This is a genomic window from Butyrivibrio sp. INlla21 (genome assembly GCF_900116875.1).
Taxonomy (GTDB): Bacteria; Bacillota; Clostridia; order Lachnospirales; family Lachnospiraceae; genus Butyrivibrio.
Map to the genome: position 1 here is coordinate 96727 of NZ_FPCC01000004.1, position 17459 is coordinate 114185.

General features: G+C 40.8%; 17 protein-coding genes. 1 reads left to right on the plus strand and 16 read right to left on the minus strand.

Annotated elements, in window-relative coordinates:
- Nucleotides 1-5: 5 nt before the first annotated feature.
- The 11 genes from BM377_RS03035 to BM377_RS03085 form a co-directional block, all read right to left on the minus strand.
- Entirely contained in the window at nucleotides 6-1337 is a 1332-nt protein-coding gene (locus BM377_RS03035; protein WP_242948074.1) for an RsmF rRNA methyltransferase first C-terminal domain-containing protein, read from the minus strand.
- Nucleotides 1338-1417: 80 nt separating this feature from the next.
- The gene (locus BM377_RS03040; RefSeq protein ID WP_330392936.1) at nucleotides 1418-1801 is read right to left on the minus strand and encodes a metal-dependent transcriptional regulator; all 384 of its coding nucleotides are present in this window, start codon (nucleotides 1799-1801) and stop codon (nucleotides 1418-1420) included.
- Nucleotides 1802-1881: 80 nt separating this feature from the next.
- On the minus strand, nucleotides 1882-3429 hold the full coding sequence (rny, locus tag BM377_RS03045) for a ribonuclease Y (protein WP_092243512.1): 1548 nt from the start codon (nucleotides 3427-3429) through the stop codon (nucleotides 1882-1884).
- 278 nt (nucleotides 3430-3707) lie between these two features.
- Nucleotides 3708-4385 carry a hypothetical protein gene (locus tag BM377_RS03050; RefSeq protein ID WP_092243515.1) on the minus strand — a complete coding sequence of 226 codons (678 nt, stop codon included), beginning with the start codon at nucleotides 4383-4385 and terminating at the stop codon, nucleotides 3708-3710.
- Between the two features lie 26 nt (nucleotides 4386-4411).
- Nucleotides 4412-5104 carry a hypothetical protein gene (locus BM377_RS03055; protein WP_092243517.1) on the minus strand — a complete coding sequence of 231 codons (693 nt, stop codon included), beginning with the start codon at nucleotides 5102-5104 and terminating at the stop codon, nucleotides 4412-4414.
- A 204-nt stretch (nucleotides 5105-5308) separates the two neighbouring features.
- Nucleotides 5309-5932: a regulatory protein RecX gene (locus tag BM377_RS03060; RefSeq protein ID WP_092243519.1), complete on the minus strand. Its 624-nt coding sequence runs from the start codon at nucleotides 5930-5932 to the stop codon at nucleotides 5309-5311.
- Complete coding sequence (gene recA / locus BM377_RS03065) at nucleotides 5929-6993, minus strand: recombinase RecA (protein WP_092243521.1); 1065 nt, start codon at nucleotides 6991-6993, stop codon at nucleotides 5929-5931. The genes BM377_RS03060 and recA overlap by 4 nt, the downstream gene beginning before the upstream one ends.
- 232 nt (nucleotides 6994-7225) lie before the next feature.
- Complete coding sequence (locus BM377_RS03070; RefSeq protein WP_092243523.1) at nucleotides 7226-7762, minus strand: hypothetical protein; 537 nt, start codon at nucleotides 7760-7762, stop codon at nucleotides 7226-7228.
- A gap of 24 nt (nucleotides 7763-7786) precedes the next feature.
- Nucleotides 7787-8185, minus strand: coding sequence for a GerW family sporulation protein (locus BM377_RS03075; protein WP_092243525.1), 399 nt, complete (start codon nucleotides 8183-8185; stop codon nucleotides 7787-7789).
- A 20-nt stretch (nucleotides 8186-8205) separates the two neighbouring features.
- Nucleotides 8206-9165, minus strand: a complete 960-nt coding sequence (locus BM377_RS03080) for a hypothetical protein (protein WP_092243527.1) — start codon at nucleotides 9163-9165, stop codon at nucleotides 8206-8208.
- A gap of 24 nt (nucleotides 9166-9189) precedes the next feature.
- The gene (locus BM377_RS03085) at nucleotides 9190-9519 is read right to left on the minus strand and encodes a hypothetical protein (protein WP_092243529.1); all 330 of its coding nucleotides are present in this window, start codon (nucleotides 9517-9519) and stop codon (nucleotides 9190-9192) included.
- 158 nt (nucleotides 9520-9677) lie between these two features.
- On the opposite strand from BM377_RS03085, the gene BM377_RS03090 reads away from it, so the two are divergent.
- Nucleotides 9678-10742, plus strand: a complete 1065-nt coding sequence (locus BM377_RS03090; RefSeq protein WP_177223778.1) for an HD-GYP domain-containing protein — start codon at nucleotides 9678-9680, stop codon at nucleotides 10740-10742.
- Between the two features lie 5 nt (nucleotides 10743-10747).
- Here the strand turns inward: BM377_RS03090 and BM377_RS03095 are convergent, their stop codons facing one another.
- From BM377_RS03095 to ruvB, 5 genes are all read right to left on the minus strand, one after another.
- Nucleotides 10748-12250 (minus strand): peptidoglycan D,D-transpeptidase FtsI family protein, encoded by a 1503-nt coding sequence (locus tag BM377_RS03095; protein ID WP_242948075.1) that lies wholly within the window; start codon nucleotides 12248-12250, stop codon nucleotides 10748-10750.
- Nucleotides 12171-13553: an FtsW/RodA/SpoVE family cell cycle protein gene (locus BM377_RS03100; protein ID WP_092243536.1), complete on the minus strand. Its 1383-nt coding sequence runs from the start codon at nucleotides 13551-13553 to the stop codon at nucleotides 12171-12173. Before BM377_RS03100 ends, BM377_RS03095 begins: the two co-directional genes overlap by 80 nt.
- 4 nt (nucleotides 13554-13557) lie before the next feature.
- On the minus strand, nucleotides 13558-15867 hold the full coding sequence (locus BM377_RS03105; protein ID WP_177223779.1) for a peptidase U32 family protein: 2310 nt from the start codon (nucleotides 15865-15867) through the stop codon (nucleotides 13558-13560).
- Between the two features lie 97 nt (nucleotides 15868-15964).
- A complete protein-coding gene (gene zapA / locus BM377_RS03110; protein ID WP_092243541.1) occupies nucleotides 15965-16378 on the minus strand; it encodes a cell division protein ZapA in 414 nt (137 codons plus the stop codon).
- A gap of 46 nt (nucleotides 16379-16424) precedes the next feature.
- Nucleotides 16425-17456 carry a Holliday junction branch migration DNA helicase RuvB gene (gene ruvB, locus BM377_RS03115; protein ID WP_092243544.1) on the minus strand — a complete coding sequence of 344 codons (1032 nt, stop codon included), beginning with the start codon at nucleotides 17454-17456 and terminating at the stop codon, nucleotides 16425-16427.
- Nucleotides 17457-17459: the final 3 nt, after the last annotated feature.

The following is a 17459-nucleotide window of genomic DNA, read 5'->3' on the forward strand; positions in this document are numbered from 1 at the left end:
CCAAATCAATAATTTATTCTAAGTCCCTTAGGATAATGATTTTTGATCATCCCTCCCGAAGCTTTACCCCATCCGATACTGTAACCGTCCGTAGTAACAAGGCACCAGCCTTTCTTGATATCTTCGGTTATACGAAGTGTCTGACCGTTTAAATAAGCCTTGATATCTGCAGAATCGGAAGGTAAGTCGAAGCTCGCATTAACGTCCTCAGGTCTTAGAAAAAGAGCCAGCGCATGATTGGGCTCAAACCTGTCTTTTATTATCTCTCCCAAATGAAGGCCCGGTCTTAATACCTTAAGGCCGTTTACTGATGGCATAAACGTCGGTGCAAGAAATAGCTGTTTACCAAACATGATTATATTCTTGGATTCCATGAGCTTTTCCAAAGCACCTTTTTTAAGTGTCTCATCGCAAAAAGCATAAAAAGGCTTTAAGACATCTTTTTTTACCGGAACATTCTTTCCACCGGGGATATATCTGTTTCCGTCGTTTACAAGCTCTCCGTCTCTTTCAAGCACACACAGGAAATGTCCTTCCCCATGATCCTTGTGAGGCCACAATCTCCTTCTGTCCACTTCCTTGAAATCCGGATGCCTGTTTACAAAAGCATATATATTATCTTCGTTCTCTTCCTTTGAAAAAGTGCAGGTCGAATAAACGATGCGCCCTCCCGGAAGAAGCATTTTGGATGCAAGATCCAAAATCTCTGCCTGTCTTTTAGCACAGGCAAGAACATTGTCAACGCTCCATTCATCTGCGGCATTATCGTTCTTTCTGAACATTCCTTCGCCGGAGCAAGGAGCATCTATAAGGATCTTATCAAAATATCCTTCAAACACTTCGGACAAATGCTGCGGTGTCTCATTAAGCACCATAGCATTTGCGATGCCAAGCCTTTCGATATTAAGAGATAATATCTTGGCTCTGTCTTTATTTATCTCATTTGTCACAAGAAGGCCTTGCCCTTTTAGCTTGCAAGCTATCTGCGTGGTCTTTCCTCCCGGAGCAGCACACAGATCAAGTATCTTATCTCCGGGCTGTACATTCAGATAGCTTACGGGTGCCATTGCACTCGGTTCCTGAATATAATAAAGCCCTGCTTCATGATATGGATGCTTACCGGGAGTCGCATTCTCGGCATAATAAAATCCCGTCTCTTCCCACGGGATATTTCCTGTTATATAGGGCAGGTTCTTAATAAAAGAAACATCGCACTTAAGAGTATTGGCTCTTAACGCATAATATCTTCTATCCTCTTCAAAAGCCGTAATAAAGGCATTATATTCTTCTTCACCAAGGAACTGTTTCATCCTCTCTTTAAACTTATCAGGTAACAATAAACAACCTCCAAAGAATAATAAGCTTATTTCCAAAAAGATAAAAAGCTGCCCGTAAAAAGGCAGCCCGTATATCATTATTATTTGTGCTCTTTAATATATTTCTTGATCCCCTTAAAAGTCTCGGGACTGATTATATGCTCAATCCTACAAGCATCTGTCTCGGCAGTCTCAGCATCAACACCGGCTGTAAGCATAAGAAACTTGGTTAGATTCGTATGCTTCTCGTAGACAGCCTTTGCAGTCTTCATACCTTCTTCGGTAAGAACAAGCTCACCATCGTTTTCTACTGTAATAAGACCGTTATCCTTGAGTATTCCGACAGCTCTGGATACGCTTGGCCTTGAATAGTTAAGCTCATTGGCAACATCTATGGAACGTACTGTGCCGTTACGTTTCTTCAAAATGTATATTGTCTCGATATAATCTTCACCGGATTCATGCATATTGTTAACCCTTTCCAAAAGAGGCCACTTTGCTTATCGCAAAGTGGCCTCTCCACTACATTTTCAAAATTGGTGGCCAAATATAATGCTAAGCATTATTATTTAGCAAAGTCTGTTGCTCTGCTCTCTCTTATGATATTAACTTTGATCTGTCCGGGATATTCCATCTCGTCCTCGATCTTCTTGGCGATATCACGAGCCATGAGCACCATGTCTGAATCTGAAACCTGCTCAGGAACAACCATTACTCTGACTTCTCTACCTGCCTGAATAGCAAATGAGTGATCAACACCCTTAAAGCTATTGGTTATGTCTTCGAGTTCTTTAAGTCTTGATGTGTAAGTCTCTAATGTTTCTCTTCTTGCACCGGGTCTTGCTGAAGAAATAGTATCAGCAGCCTGTACAAGTACAGCGATAAGTGACTGCGGTTCTACGTCACCGTGGTGAGCCTCAACGGCGTTGATAACAACCTGAGATTCTTTATACTTCTTACAGATATCAACACCAAGCTGGATATGTGAGCCTTCAAGCTCATGATCGACAGCTTTACCGATATCATGCAAAAGTCCTGCTCTCTTTGCAACTCTGACATCGAGTCCAAGCTCGGATGCCAACAGTCCGCAGAGCTGTGCTACTTCAACAGAATGCTTAAGGCAGTTCTGTCCATAGCTGGTTCTGAACTTCATACGTCCAAGAATCTTGATAACTTCGGGATGAAGGCCGTGAACTCCCGCCTCGATAGCGGCATTCTCACCTTCTTCTTTGATCTTGGCAGCAACTTCTTTCTGTGCCTTCTCAACCATCTCCTCAATTCTTGCGGGATGGATACGTCCGTCCACGATAAGCTTCTCAAGAGCTATACGTGCAACTTCACGACGAATAGGATCAAATCCTGAAATAACTACAGCTTCAGGTGTATCATCAATAATAAGATCTACACCGGTCATAGTCTCGAGAGTTCTGATATTTCTACCCTCTCTACCGATGATTCTGCCCTTCATCTCATCATTGGGCAACTGAACAACAGAAATGGTAGTCTCGGAAACATGATCTGCTGAGCAACGCTGAATAGCGTTTACAACAATTTCCTTAGCTCTCTTATCTGCTTCTTCCTTAGCCTCAGCTTCCATAGTCTTGATCATGACAGCTGATTCATGCTTTACATCATCTTCTACAATCTTTAAAAGATACTCTTTTGCTTGCTCGGAGGTTAAGCCAGAGATTTTTTCAAGTTCCTGTATCATCTGTTCGTTAAGCTTCGTAACCTCTTCGTTCTTCTTACTCAAAGCCTCTTCGCGGGCGTTTAAGCTTTGCTCTTTCCTTTCGATCGCTTCGGACCTTTTCTCGACGTTTTCCTCTTTCTGCTGAATACGTCTCTCAGTACGCTGAACCTCATTTCTTCGGTCCCTGACTTCCTTTTCGAGATCATTACGTGTTTTCAGTGCCTCTTCCTTTACTTCAAGAAGTTTCTCACGCTTCGTTTCTTCGGCAGTTTTGAGTGCTTCGTCAATAATTTTTCTTGCCCTTTCTTCAGCGCTACCGATCTTCCCCTCAGTAACCTTTTTGTGATAACCGGTTGCCAAAAACCAAGTTAAAATAGCTGAAAGAACAAGAGTCACTACTGCAGTAATAACAACATAGGTCATTACAGGAGCACCTCCTTATTCAATTTTCATTGTACAATATTTTGTATAGTGGGTATAAAAAACTCGCACTAATATACAATTTTACAACACTTAAATTTTACATTTTATAAATTACAGTGTCAAGGTCAAACGCCTAACCATCTGAACCTTTAAGTCCGTAACCATGTAAAATAAATCGGTTAACGTCGCGATTTTTTTAAAACGAAAAAACTGCAACTGCCTCTTTTCGATGTTACTCAGAAAAAACAGCAGTTACAGCTTTTTTCGTTTAATAATAATCAACCATTATTCGGAATACACTTTGAATAACTCACTTCACTGACAACACCATTGTCTGTCTGCAAAGTAATATAAAAATCATGCTTATCAATTGCATATATAGTAGAATACTCATCCGACTCTTCTACAAGTCCTCGATCTGCAAGCGCTTTAACCGCCTCATCAGAAGTCATTCCAACATATACACCATATATGGAGAAATCATCGACCTTCTGCTTCATAAAAACAGAGAAACCATCTCGTACAACAGAGTCCCTGATATCAATAGCACCATCAGCTATATAATAATCATAATTGTCATCACTTAAGGTAAATGATGAATTAAGTACCTTGGACAAGCTCTCCTCAAGATTTCCACCATAAAATCTTGAATTCTCACCTTCAAAATCTGACAGGTCAACTTTTTTCTCATTTTTAGCAGAATCATCTTTAGTCGTGTTATTTGATTCTGTACTTGAATCGGAAGCTGATGCGCTCATAGCATCACTGCTATATTCTGAAGTTTCGAATGCAGATACAAAGTCAGACTCACTTGTAGAATCATTCGAACTTTCCTCCGTAATCTCATACATAGAATCATCAGAAGAAAGTGTACTACTATTTCCCCCATCATTAGATGAACAGCCGGCGATCAATATAACACATGTAAGTCCTGCCGTTAAAAGTCTCTTTCTCATAGCATTTTTCCGCCTTTACTTGATCATTATTTAAAAATTATGTCCTTAGCGCGGGTATTATTATAATAATTCTGTAAATCCTCCTGAGTACCATCATAATACTCTCTTTGTTCCTTGTTAGAATTTCTTCTGTAAGAATGGATTACTTTACCGCCCTGTCCGTTATCAACCTCGATATAGTCCTTGTGCTCAAGCATTGTTCCATCCTGTGATAAGAAATATGTCTCAAAAGTGAACTGCTGAGAATTAGCAACAATAACACCATTACTTGTTATAGCTATTGGATTATGTGCATCAAGTGTGCCGGCAAGATACACCTTATCACTATCCTCTTTCTGAGTGTAGAATCGCACATCTTCAGCTGTAAAACCACCATTTCCATCTTTAGCGATTCCATCCATTGCTATTGCCAGAACCATAATATTACATCCCTGAACATTAACATATGTAGAATGAGTAAAGCCGTTATCTTTGTAAGCCTTTCTTACCTCCTCAAGACTTTTATAATTAGAAACATAACCAATTTCTCCATTGTAATCGCTATCAGACAAAGATGAATCATTCTGTTCCATAGGAACTTCTACTTCCTGAACTGTCTCAGTCCCCACTGTATCGGGAGCTGTATTATCTCCTGTTGACTGTGTGCTACCACATCCTGTCATTGCAAGCATACCTGCAAAAATTAGACCTGTAGCGATCTGTACTCCTCTTCTCTTCATTTTTAAATTTCTCCTTTCATTTATAAAGCGTTATATAAAAAGGCATGGGATATGCATATACAAGCCCCATACTTTTTTCCGAATTATTATTCATTGGCCGTAAGTAATGTAAATCAACCTATTGTCCTTCCCCAAAAACAATAACATGTTAACTTACGGTATTATAACACGTAACGATTCTTTCCGCAAATCGTAACAACATTCTTATTCAAAATAAATATCGTCGCTATTAATAACACTTCTGATGGCATCCATGGGATAGCCTTTCCTTAACAAAAATGCTATTATCTTCTGTTTATCTTTATAATCCATGGATGGGTCATAATGTTTCTTAACGAGAAGCTTCTTAATCTGATCCAACTCAGCTTCACGGCCCTCTTCATCCGTAAACTCTTCAAGAACAGTTTGAATAATGTCTTTGGCCACTCCTCTCGAAATAAGATCCTGTTTGATCCTATTTCTGCTGCGAAGCTCTATATTATAAGCAACATAGTCACGCGCATATCTCTCATCATCAAGATATTTGTATGACTTAACGTATTCTATCGCAGCATCAATGATATCATCGGAATACAGGCCATCAGCAAGCTTATCCCTAAGCTTCTTCTCCGTATAGTCCTTCTTTACAAGAAGTTCCATAGCTCTCTTGGTGGCCCTTTTGGGTAAAAGAGATCCGGTAATTTCATTGTATGTTTCTTCCGAAATTTCCTCACCTTCTTTAATCCCAAAACTACGAAGTTCGCCCTTGTATAATACAAAGGCGAACTCACCGTCAATAAATATTTTATTTCTCTTTTTATCGAATTCTACAATACTTGATATTATCACTTTGAAGCCTTCGTTTTCTTAGGTGTCTCCGCGTCATCTGCTTTGGAAGCAGTGGTCTTAACGTCTGACTGAAGTCCGTAGTGTGCTCTTACCTTAGCCTCGATCTCATCCTTGATCTGAGGATTGTTCTCAAGATACAACTTAGCATTCTCTCTACCCTGTCCGATCTTCTCGTTTTCATACTGATACCAAGCACCGCTCTTGTTAACGATATCAACATTGGCAGCAAGATCGAGAATATCACCTGTTGAAGAGATTCCTTTACCGAACATGATATCAAACTCTGCCTCTTTGAAAGGAGGAGCGATCTTGTTCTTAACGACCTTAACTCTTGTTCTGTTACCAATGTTCTCGCCGTTCTGCTTGATAGCCTCAATACGACGAACATCCATACGAACCGATGAATAGAATTTAAGTGCACGTCCGCCTGTGGTTGTCTCGGGATTACCGAACATAATTCCAACCTTCTCACGGAGCTGGTTGATAAATACAACCGTACAATTAGACTTACTGATAACTGCTGTAAGTTTACGAAGAGCCTGTGACATAAGTCTTGCCTGAAGACCAACATGAGAATCTCCCATGTCTCCGTCAATCTCAGCCTTGGGAACAAGAGCTGCAACAGAGTCAACGACTACTATATCGATAGCGCCGGAGCGAACCATTGTCTCAGTGATCTCAAGGGCCTGCTCACCGCTGTCGGGCTGTGAAATATAAAGGTTATCAATATCTACACCGATATTCTTGGCATATACGGGATCAAGAGCATGCTCTGCATCAATGAATCCTGCAATTCCGCCTCTCTTCTGAACTTCTGCGATCATATGAAGAGTAACGGTTGTCTTACCGCTGGACTCGGGTCCGTATATCTCAATAATTCTTCCCTTGGGAATACCACCGAGGCCGAGAGCAATATCAAGGCTGAGTGAACCTGTAGGGATAGTCTCTATATTCATTGTGTCGGTAGAATCACCGAGCTTCATAACGGCTCCCTTACCAAACTGCTTCTCAATCTGTCCGAGTGCCGCATCGAGTGCTTTCTGCTTATCTTCTCTTTCCATACACATCTCCTTCTTAGAACATCCGTTCTGTATATAAATTATACTAAAACAAACGTTCGATTATGTCAACATATTTTTTTATAAATTTACAAATAAATGAAACTTCGGCTGAAACGCCGTAAGAATCGCCCCGATAACATACAAGTCATTGCTCATGAAGAACAATGACTTGATAACCTTATCATATATGTTTTAAATAAACAACTTAAGATTTTCTTAAGACGAAATCTCATCAATTGATCATCGTAACGTCATACACTCTGCAAAGAGAGCTATATTCGGCGTTGATAAGCTGAACCATCTCCGCATCACCGCTGACATTGTCCGGATGGAACATCTTCATAAGATCCTTATAGCGTTTCTTAAGCGTCAGTGCGCTGTTCACCCCTCTAAACAGAAGATCCAGAGCATCATACTCATTTTCTCTCTGATATGCTTTCTCACGCTCCAGTCTGACATATTCTCCTTCGAGCTTTTTCTTGTCGCTGTTGAGCTGATCAAATCCGTTGTTGAGAATCTTGAGTCTTTGATCAAACAAAGCCTTGTCGTTATTAAGCTTTCTACTCTCGGTATCAAGCTTCTTCTCGGCTTCGTCAACACGGTCCTTAAAGGATCTCTCATCGGCTTCAAGTTTGGCGTAACGCTCTGAAAGAGCACTCTCCTGGTTCTCGAGTCTCACACTCTCCTTAAAGAGCCATAACCTCAGCTCGTTAAGTTCATCCTCGGTACCGTTTAAGATAATTTCTTCAAGGTTTCTCTTTTCTTCCATTGGGCCCCTCACCTTCTGGACGACTTACTTCTCCTCACCCTCATCGGGAAAAGCAATCTCTACTGCATCGTCATCATCCATAAAATTTTCTTTTTTGGCTGAAAAACGGTCCATAATATCGGGCACGAGATCAAGAACCTTGTTTACAACATCCTGATTCTTGATATTAACTAGTTTGGTAGAACCATTCTTTATAACAAGAACAGCGCTCGGTGACATCTTGGCACCGAATCCGCCTGCTCCGCCATTCTTTTTATCACTGTCGTTGGAACCTGCACCGACACCAAATGATACATCAACAAGCGGTAACACTATGGTATCTTCTATTTTGGTAGGTTCTCCGACAACTGTCTTGGTAGCAAGGATTGAATTCATACCATGAAGTAAAGACTCAACTACGCTGTTAAAATTACTCTCTCCCATAAAAACCTCCAAGATTAAATCTATCTTTCGGATATCTTCTTAAATCTGGCAATAACCTTTTTGACATCCTTGTTGAAATAGCAAACGCAAACACAATATAAAACAGTAAATAATGTTATATGTCCCTTTAGATGTATATCGGCTTCGATTATCTTTTCATTAAAATCAGGGACAAACACAAGCTTATTCTGAAAAAACGAATACATCATTCCGTATGCGGCCATGATATCGGCTTCCCACGCGGGATCTCCGACTCCGAGATAAAGTCTTGAATTACTTTTATCCGGCATTATCATCTTAAGAAGCCTTATAAGCTTGCCTTTAACCAGGCTGTAAGCCCTCTTGAAAATTTCACTCTCAAGTGTGGACTTAATCATATTTATCTTACCACAAACTCTAGATATTGTATATTTTATTTTTCGGAACACATTTTGTGGCGTTTTTATAAGCTTTATGATAAAAGAAATAACGTCTTCCACTATGTCGAAGATTGTTTTTTCTTCATCTACTACTTCCGAATAAGAGATTTCCGCGACACTTGTGTCATTTTCTTCCTCGGATCTCTTTTTGTCCTCTTTTTTTTCTTTAATTTCAAAAGAAAGATCGTCTTTATCTTCTATTTTTGCTTCCGATGCTTCGAAATTTGGCTCTTCATCTTTCTTTCGATCTTTGTTTTTCTTTTTTTCAGGTTTTTCTTTTCTCGGAAAGACCTTAATACCAAAAATTCTTACGACAAACGTGTCATCTTTATGATGAATATATTTGCCGCTAAGGATATGTAATAGCCAGTGGAATCTGATCGCAAACTCTATTCTGTCGCTGTCGAAATCTTCTCCGAATCTCATTGTCGGAACATCACCGTCAATCTTGTATCTGATGGGTACAAACAACAATAGCAAGATGAGAAAAAGAAGTACGGCAAGAATAACAAGTATCGTGATCCCAACTATTTTAAGTACCAATAAAATCACTGCCAACATATATACTCCCAAGTTAAGTCTTTATCACGCATTCTTATCGAGATATTCAATGAGCTGACCTTCCATTCCGGCCTCGCAAGCTCTGTTGGAAATATCAACGACCATATCGAGCGCTTCTTCATAGCTTCCCGCAATTCCGTATATATATGCAGGATGTTCTCTATAATACGCTTGCTTAAGGAATGCGGAATGAATGATCTCAAGCTGATCATTCTCATTCATCGCCCTGACAAGGCAAAAAATGGTGAACTGCCCGCTCCCATGGTATAACTTCCACTTAACAAGAGAATGTCTTTTTACTGATTTTCCAAAGTACAGATTCTTATAAAATGTGCAGAATCCATTTTTTTTCATAAAAATACAATTCTCCCCAATTATCGAATTGACCTACATGCTCCTGTTTATGTATAGTAGGATATATAGGGGTTATACAAAACTTCTTCAACAAACATTTTAACACATGAAAAAAGTTTATGGAATTGCGACGGGACGCAAATTGGGAGGTCCTTAACATGAAGGTGGTTGCACGTATTGAATTAAAGTCGGGAATGGTAATCGCAGAAGACATTCTCAATTATAAAAACGAGATCATTGTTATGGCCGGTACAAAAGTCACAGACAATATCCTCAAAAAGCTTGCAAGACAGTCCATTATCGCCGTTCCCATCAAGGAAGAGATCGATTATTCCACCACTCACTTTGAAAAAGTGCGAATGACAGACGGATTCAAGAACTTTGAATCAATCTACAACATATATTTCCCTGTTTTCAAAACATGCATGCTGGGTGCGGTAGATAAAAGCCAGCAGATCAACCTCTCACAGTTAATGGAGATCTATAAGAGTATAATCGCCGGTGTTAAGAGCGGAGAACAGCTTCTTGACTATCTGTACAATCTTATTCCGGATGAAAATGATATGACACTTTGCCACTGTCTTAACTCCGCACTTATTGCGGGTGTGTTTGCCACATGGCTCGGTCTTTCAAACAAAGACAGCACTCTTCTTATCGAGTGTGCGTTTTTATATGATATTGGTAAATTCAGCATTCCTTATCAGATACTATGGAAACCGCAGAGACTCACTCCCGAAGAGTATGCTCTTGTTCAGAAGCACACACAGATAGGCTATGATTTCTTAAGACAGGTCGGTTCTTTTAACCATCACATATTAAGAGCAACACTTCAGCACCATGAAAGATGTAACGGAACAGGCTATCCGGCTTCATTGACATCCTCTGAGATCGATAAATTCGCCAAATACATCGCGATCATCGACACATACGAAGCCATGACATCACCGAGAACCTACAGAAATAAGCTTCATCCGTTCCAGATCATTGCCAACTATGAAAACGAAGGCTTTGAAAGATATGATGTTCAGGCCCTTAAATCCATTCTTTCTCATATCGCAGCTTCACAGCTTGGCTTTAATGTTCAGCTCAGCAATGAGAGACTCGGAACCGTAATATTAATAAATGAGAAGGCGCTCTCACGCCCTCTCATCAAATTAAACGAAGATAATACGCTTATAGACCTCTCCAAAGAAAGAAACATCAGGATCACTCAGGTCTTTTAAGCTCTTTATTCCGCTTCGAAATATGCATCGAATATTCTCTTTGCTATCGGAACGGCATAGCTTCCGCCGCTTCCCGCTTCTTCAACTATTATGGTCACGCAGATCTGCGGATCTTCAGCGGGGGCATAGCCTGTAAACCAAGCATGAGAATCTTTGACATCATTAAATTCAGCAGAACCGGTCTTTCCTGCCGCAGTGTAGGAAAGGCCTTTTAATTTGCTCGCAGTACCCCTTTGAACAACCTGTTCCATCATTGAACGAAGTATCCTTGCTTCCTCACTGCTCATAAACCTCTTGTATTCCTCAGGAGAATATGTCTTTATTTCCTTGCCGTCCTCACTCTTTACATTGCTCACAACATAAGGTTTCATAAGCATACCGTCGTTTGCGATCGCACATGTGATCATGTTGAGGTGTTCGGGCGAAATTGAAGTTTTACCCTGTCCGATGGACAACTGCATCACCGCATTGGGATCGTGATTCTTGGGATAAGACGAAGAACTCACCGCAAATCTGCAAAAATCAAGAGGTAGATCCTGATTAAACATAAGGTCGTCAAGTACCGCGTCAACAGTCTCTCCTTTTAAGCCCACACCTATATTGGCAAACGATGAATTACATGACTTGGCAAAAGAGGTCTCAAGATCGAGAGTTCCGTGTTTTTCGCCATGATAACAAGAAATCGTGTTTCCTTCATAGTCGAATCTTCCGCCACAGCTAAAACTGTAATTCATGTAATCGGTCGAATGCTCCTTCAAATAAGAAAGTGCCGTCACTATCTTAAAAGTCGATCCCGGAGGATATTTTCCCTGCGTTGCTCTGTTAAGGAGCTTAGCATCCGGTGATTTATCCTGAATAAGCCGGTCCCACTCTTGTTCCAGAGTATTAGGGTCAAAATCAGGCTTTGAGACCATTGCTAGGATCTCACCCGTCTTAGGATCAGAAACAACAACCGCACCCTTTCTTGAAGAAAGCGCTGAATATGCAATCTCCTGAAGATGAACATCGAGCGTTGTTGTCACGTTGTCAGCAGGGTACTTCATTCCCTTTGTATCATAAGCGACCTTCTTTGAAAGATCGATATTAGTGTTTATCAGGTAATAGTTTGAAAAACCTTCTATTCCGGCTTTTCCTTTTGATACATAACCCACTATATGTGAAAACTCATTACTATACGGATATACTCTTACTTCTTTTCCGTTTTCGTTCTTTTCCGAATAAGCAAGAATATCTCCGTCTCTTGAAAGGATCTTACCACGCTGATTCTGCTTAAGAAGTATCTTTTGCCTTGTATTATGGTCGTTATTTATAAATTCCTGTTTATGAGTAAGCGAATAATGAGCGATATATCCGATCATACCGACAAACAAAAGAACATATATGCTTGTCAGAACGATTATCGGATAAGATCTTACTCTTCTTCGTCTGTTAGTACTCTTCGTCCTCGTATCTTTCATATCTGTTTCTTTTCCTCTCGTAATAGCGTCTTTCTTCCAGGTATTCCTCATACCTTTCATCCGAACCGATCATACAGATGCCTTCAACAATCATAATCATAACAATGGTGACCAGAACGGACGATCCACCGTAACTTAAAAGAGGAAGAGTAACACCCGTAAGCGGAATAAACTTACATCCTCCGCCGATCGTAAGAAAAGTCTGGAAGATATATGATATGCCGATACCACATATGATCATCCTGTAAAACTTATCATGAATGTAATAGCCTTCCTGCATGATAAGAAGGAAAGTGCTTAAGCATACAAGTACCATCAGTATGGAAAAAAGAATTCCCATCTCCTCTGCAATTGCTGAAAAAATAAAATCCGATTCAACAAACGGTATTGTCTTCGGCGACCCGCCGTATAATCCAAGGCCGAACATTCCGCCGCTGCTTATACCAAAAAGAGACTGCGAAAGCTGATAGCCCGTGTTTGTTATATCACTGAACGGATCGAGCCACGCATGTACTCTTACTCGAATATGTGCAAACAACCTATAAGATACGGCACTTGCAAACGTCACAAAGGCAAGTCCCATAATGAATAATCCGATATTCTCCGTCGATATGTAAATAAGTGCAAGATACAACATAAAAAAGATCAGTGCACTTCCAAGGTCTTTTGACAGAACAAGTATGATAACATGAACGGCCGCGACAGCCGATGCTATCAGAATATCCACTATTCCTTCCGCCTTATACAGCGCTCCCGCCATAAAGAACAGGAACAATACCTTTACAACTTCCGAAGGCTGGAAAGCTATTCCCATTATCGAATAATTAAGCTTTGATCCGTTGATCGCAACACCAAGCACCAAAACCGCTCCTATCGCTGCGATTCCGACCGCGGCATAGATCCAGGTAAAACGCTTTAGGAAGTTAAACCTGAAGATCATCTCGGGAATAAAAAATCCTATCAAAAAAGATATTGCCACGATAACAAACTGCTTGACCGCCTTCTCATACGAAAGCCTCGTCAAGATCACCACTCCTATCATCAGAAGCAGACAACAGTTGTTTATGATAAGCCTGTTTCCGTCCGGATAAATGAAATAAAACAGCATAAGCACGGCGGAAAAAACAACTATCTGAAATGCAAAGAAAAACAGATAGAGTACCTTTCCGGTCCTTGCAATTATCTGGATAAAACAAGCAATCTGGATCATGAATATCAGCATGATCTGTGCTACGTATATTTTAGTCCTTGCTTCTCTGCTCCTAAGTCTAAACGCCATAAATGCCGTGGCGGTATACAAAAGCAGCATTATCGCAATGACATATTTAGATATTTCTGTTACATATAACTCCATTCCTTTATTCTACCTCGCGTTTATAATGTCCATTAGTAGATTTGATTTCCTGCAAAAAAGAATCTCTGAATTCTTTATCTTCTTTGCATATGCCGGCTTTAAGTACTTTTTGGGCCATATCCTTATCTTCAACGGTAAGATCGATCCTAAAGTGATCGAAAACATGCTTTTCATAAAGCGCATCCATTTTATTATACAAAGCCGTCGGATTCGTATTCCATATTATGTTATAACAATTCCTGCAATTAGTTGTTACAGGCATTCTGTTCCCCATCCTGTCCGTAATTGCAAGCACCTCACGATTGTACGTATTTAGCTTACCGCTGCATTTATCAAGTGTCTTTTTGATGCAGCCCGCGCTTATCATCATGGGCACATGTCCGTATATATTATACGAAATCGGTATGCCGACTTCTTTCGCAATACTTTTTACAGCCTCAAGGGTCTCATGTATCGTAAGCTCGTAAGGGACCGATATCTCAGAGACAAAAGAACTGCCGGCGGCGCCTTTTATTTCCGACAAAAGCTTAGAACTTTCGGCATTCCATACATACACGCCATAATCAAGTATGATCTTTCCCTTATAATCTTTTTCCTTAAGATATCCAAGCTGTTCAAGATTCCTTACAAGAACTCCGGATACAGAACTACCGGGCATTTCACTCAAAGCCTTGATATCACTTGTTCCGTCAAAAGACTCTTCTCTTGTCACGTAAGGAAGAGCCGCTATGATCTCTGTATGCGAAAAAGCAGGATTATCCAATAACTCTTTCGTTGCAAAAGAATATTTGTCATTAAGCAAAAGCTCGCTATCAAGATATAACCTTGTGACAGCATGTGCTTTATTTTCCGCATTATCGCCTTTACGAACAACCAAAAGAAAATCCTTCAAGGCTTCAAGCTGATCTTTTGTGTTAACCAGAACATGAACATCAGTATCCTTACGCACGGATCCGTTGTCTTTCTCGGCGGCAACACTTCCTTCTTTTCCGGCAACACTTCCCGTTGATGAATGCTTAGATGTATTCTCACCATGGCTATCGGAACTTCCCGCGTTTAGAAGCTCTGCTTCCATATCTTCACATAACTTTCTTCTAAGCTCATTTAGCTCACTTACAGGAATAAAGATTCCGTTGCCGGTATTATTGTCATCAATTGAGATTTCGATGGAATCAGCCTCAAAAGATGTATTACCGAGACGCTCAAGCTGTTTTCTTACGCTTTCTTCGTCCATCGGTCTCTTTGACGCCGCCTGAACTTCGTTTCCGTATACGGTCTTAGATACAAAATCACCGTTATTATCTACATTCATGATAATCTCAGCTTTTTCACCGAGCTTTAGCTTGCAGTAAATATCGCATTTGATCTTAAGCTCGCGGCCAAGATAATCCTCTCTGACTTTCTTAAGGACTTCGTCTTTGGTTCCGTTATAAGCAGGTGAAACAACTGTCACCATCTCTTTTCCGTTATGCTTATGATAATAGCCCGAACTGATACCTGTTCGAAGATATAAAGACTTAAGGATCTCCATATCATCTTTGGATACTTCATGCTTTTTATCAGGTTCCGCATAATAAAGATCAATATATTTCCTGTAAAGCGACGTAACTCCCGCAGCATATTCAGGCTTCTTCATACGGCCCTCTATCTTGAAAGAATCAATTCCCGCCTCAATAAGCTCAGGAATCATATCGATCGTGCACATATCCTTAAGGCTAAGCGGATATTGCTCACCTTTATCTCGAGATAAATCGGAAGTATACGGAAGTCTGCAGGGCTGGGCACATCTTCCCCTGTTTCCGCTCCTTGTTCCGACCATACTGCTGAATAAGCAAGCTCCCGAATAACAATAACACATCGCTCCGTGAATAAAAGCTTCAACCTCAATATCAGCCTTTTCCCTGATAGCCTTCATCTCAGACAGACTTAGTTCTCTTGCGGGAACAACACGGCAGCATCCAAGCTCTTTTAAAAGCTTTGCTCCGTAAATACCCGTAACGGTCTGCTGAGTGCTTGCATGAAGCTCGATCCCCGGGAATTCATCTCTTATAAAGCGCATGACTCCGAGATCCTGAACGATCACGCCGTCCAGTTTCTTTTCGGCATACGGAAGCATAAACTCATAGAGTTCTCCGAATTCTCTTTCTTTAACAAGGGTATTTACAGTAAGATATATCTTTTTCCCATGCAAATGGGCATAAGAAACAGCGTCAAGAACCTGATCCCTGTCAAAGTTATCGGCATAGGCTCTGGCGCCAAATTTGGAACCTCCGAGATAAACGGCATCGGCGCCTGCATTGAAAGCGCCTACCATTGTTTCATAACCCCCTGCGGGGGCAAGTAATTCTACCTTGTTCATAATCCTTAAAAAAGAAAAGGCTGTCATTAATTAGACAGCCTTTTAAATGCAATCATTTCTTTGTTCCGGTACCTTTGACCTGAGTTTCAAGCTGAATGATCTTCTTTGATGACTCATCAAGCTTGGTCTGAAGGCTCTTACCGTTCTTCTCGGTATTCTCGAGCTTTATCTGCGTAGCAATAAGCTCATGTTTAAGATCGTAGAGCTCCTTCTCCTTCTCGGCAAGTTGCTCTTCCATAAGCTCAATCTGCTTCTTAGACTTGAAATAGTCATCTGCAATATTTAACTGAAGAAGAACATTCTGAGTATCTATCGGCTGTCTCTTAAAACTGTCGATCTTGTTGTACTCACCAATCTTATTGTTTATATAAGACGCCACCTTCTGTAAATATTCTTCACTTTCGTATCCGCTTAAGGTAAATACCTTTCCCCCGATAATTACCTCGGTATCTGTTTTAGATGCCATAAATCCACCCCTGCTTTTAATTCTTTTTAGCTTGGTTGCTTTTTAATTATATCTCTGAGGAAGCTCTGTTTTCAAGCCCCAAATGGGTATAGGCCGTATCCGTCACAACTCTGCCCCTCGGAGTCCTATTAATGAATCCGTTTTTGATCAGATAAGGCTCATAGACGTCCTCTATGGTTCCCGAGTCCTCTCCGATCGCGGCGGCAAGCGTATCAAGTCCCACCGGGCCGCCTCCGAATTTATTTATCATTGTAAATAATATATTTCTGTCGGTATGATCAAGGCCCATCTTATCAACATCCATAAGATCAAGGGCTGTAACGGCAACATCCTTGGTTATAACGCCGTTATGCTTGACCTGAGCGTAATCTCTTACTCTCTTAAGTATTCTGTTTGCAAGTCTTGGTGTTCCTCTGCTGCGTCTTGCCATCTCGGCGGCGCCGTTTGGATCAACCTCAACATCAAGAACCTTGGCCGATTGCATGATTATCTCGCACAGCTCGTCAGGCTCATAGAATTCCATCTTATGGATCATTCCGAATCTGTCTCTTAAGGGTGCGGATAGCATTCCCGCTCTTGTTGTTGCACCGATAAGGGTAAAATGAGGAAGATCAAGTCTTATAGATCTGGCTGTCGGGCCTTTTCCGATCATGATATCAATGGCGTAGTCTTCCATTGCGGGATAAAGAACCTCTTCAACCTGTCTGTTCAATCTGTGTATCTCATCAACAAAAAGAACATCGTTTTCCTGAAGATTATTGAGTATCGCAGCCATATCACCGGGCTTTTCGATCGCCGGTCCGCTGGTGATCTTGATATTTACACCCATTTCCGAAGCAATGATTCCTGCTAGTGTTGTCTTTCCAAGACCGGGTGGTCCGTAAAAAAGAAGGTGATCGAGGCATTCTCCTCTTTTCTTAGCCGCCTCAATATAGATCTTAAGGCTTTCCTTTATCTTCTTTTGTCCTATGTACTTATCAAGGCTTCGTGGTCTTAATGAGCCTTCAATCTTCTCATCTTCCACATTTACATTGGCATCAATGCCTCTTGCGGAAGTAACGATTTTTCTTTTTTCCATGCT

Excerpts from the sequence above, each read along its gene's own strand:
- BM377_RS03095 (WP_242948075.1), bottom strand. The coding sequence starts at position 12,250 with ATGAGGAATACCTGGAAGAAAGACGCTATTACGAGAGGAAAAGAAACA.
- recA (WP_092243521.1), bottom strand. The coding sequence starts at position 6,993 with ATGGAAAGAGAAGATAAGCAGAAAGCACTCGATGCGGCACTCGGACAG.
- BM377_RS03075 (WP_092243525.1), bottom strand. The coding sequence starts at position 8,185 with ATGGGAGAGAGTAATTTTAACAGCGTAGTTGAGTCTTTACTTCATGGT.
- BM377_RS03105 (WP_177223779.1), bottom strand. The coding sequence starts at position 15,867 with ATGGTAGGCGCTTTCAATGCAGGCGCCGATGCCGTTTATCTCGGAGGT.
- BM377_RS03080 (WP_092243527.1), bottom strand. The coding sequence starts at position 9,165 with ATGTTGGCAGTGATTTTATTGGTACTTAAAATAGTTGGGATCACGATA.
- BM377_RS03100 (WP_092243536.1), bottom strand. The coding sequence starts at position 13,553 with ATGGAGTTATATGTAACAGAAATATCTAAATATGTCATTGCGATAATG.
- BM377_RS03070 (WP_092243523.1), bottom strand. The coding sequence starts at position 7,762 with ATGGAAGAAAAGAGAAACCTTGAAGAAATTATCTTAAACGGTACCGAG.
- rny (WP_092243512.1), bottom strand. The coding sequence starts at position 3,429 with ATGACCTATGTTGTTATTACTGCAGTAGTGACTCTTGTTCTTTCAGCT.
- zapA (WP_092243541.1), bottom strand. The coding sequence starts at position 16,378 with ATGGCATCTAAAACAGATACCGAGGTAATTATCGGGGGAAAGGTATTT.
- BM377_RS03085 (WP_092243529.1), bottom strand. The coding sequence starts at position 9,519 with ATGAAAAAAAATGGATTCTGCACATTTTATAAGAATCTGTACTTTGGA.
- ruvB (WP_092243544.1), bottom strand. The coding sequence starts at position 17,456 with ATGGAAAAAAGAAAAATCGTTACTTCCGCAAGAGGCATTGATGCCAAT.
- BM377_RS03090 (WP_177223778.1), top strand. The coding sequence starts at position 9,678 with ATGAAGGTGGTTGCACGTATTGAATTAAAGTCGGGAATGGTAATCGCA.
- BM377_RS03050 (WP_092243515.1), bottom strand. The coding sequence starts at position 4,385 with ATGAGAAAGAGACTTTTAACGGCAGGACTTACATGTGTTATATTGATC.
- BM377_RS03055 (WP_092243517.1), bottom strand. The coding sequence starts at position 5,104 with ATGAAGAGAAGAGGAGTACAGATCGCTACAGGTCTAATTTTTGCAGGT.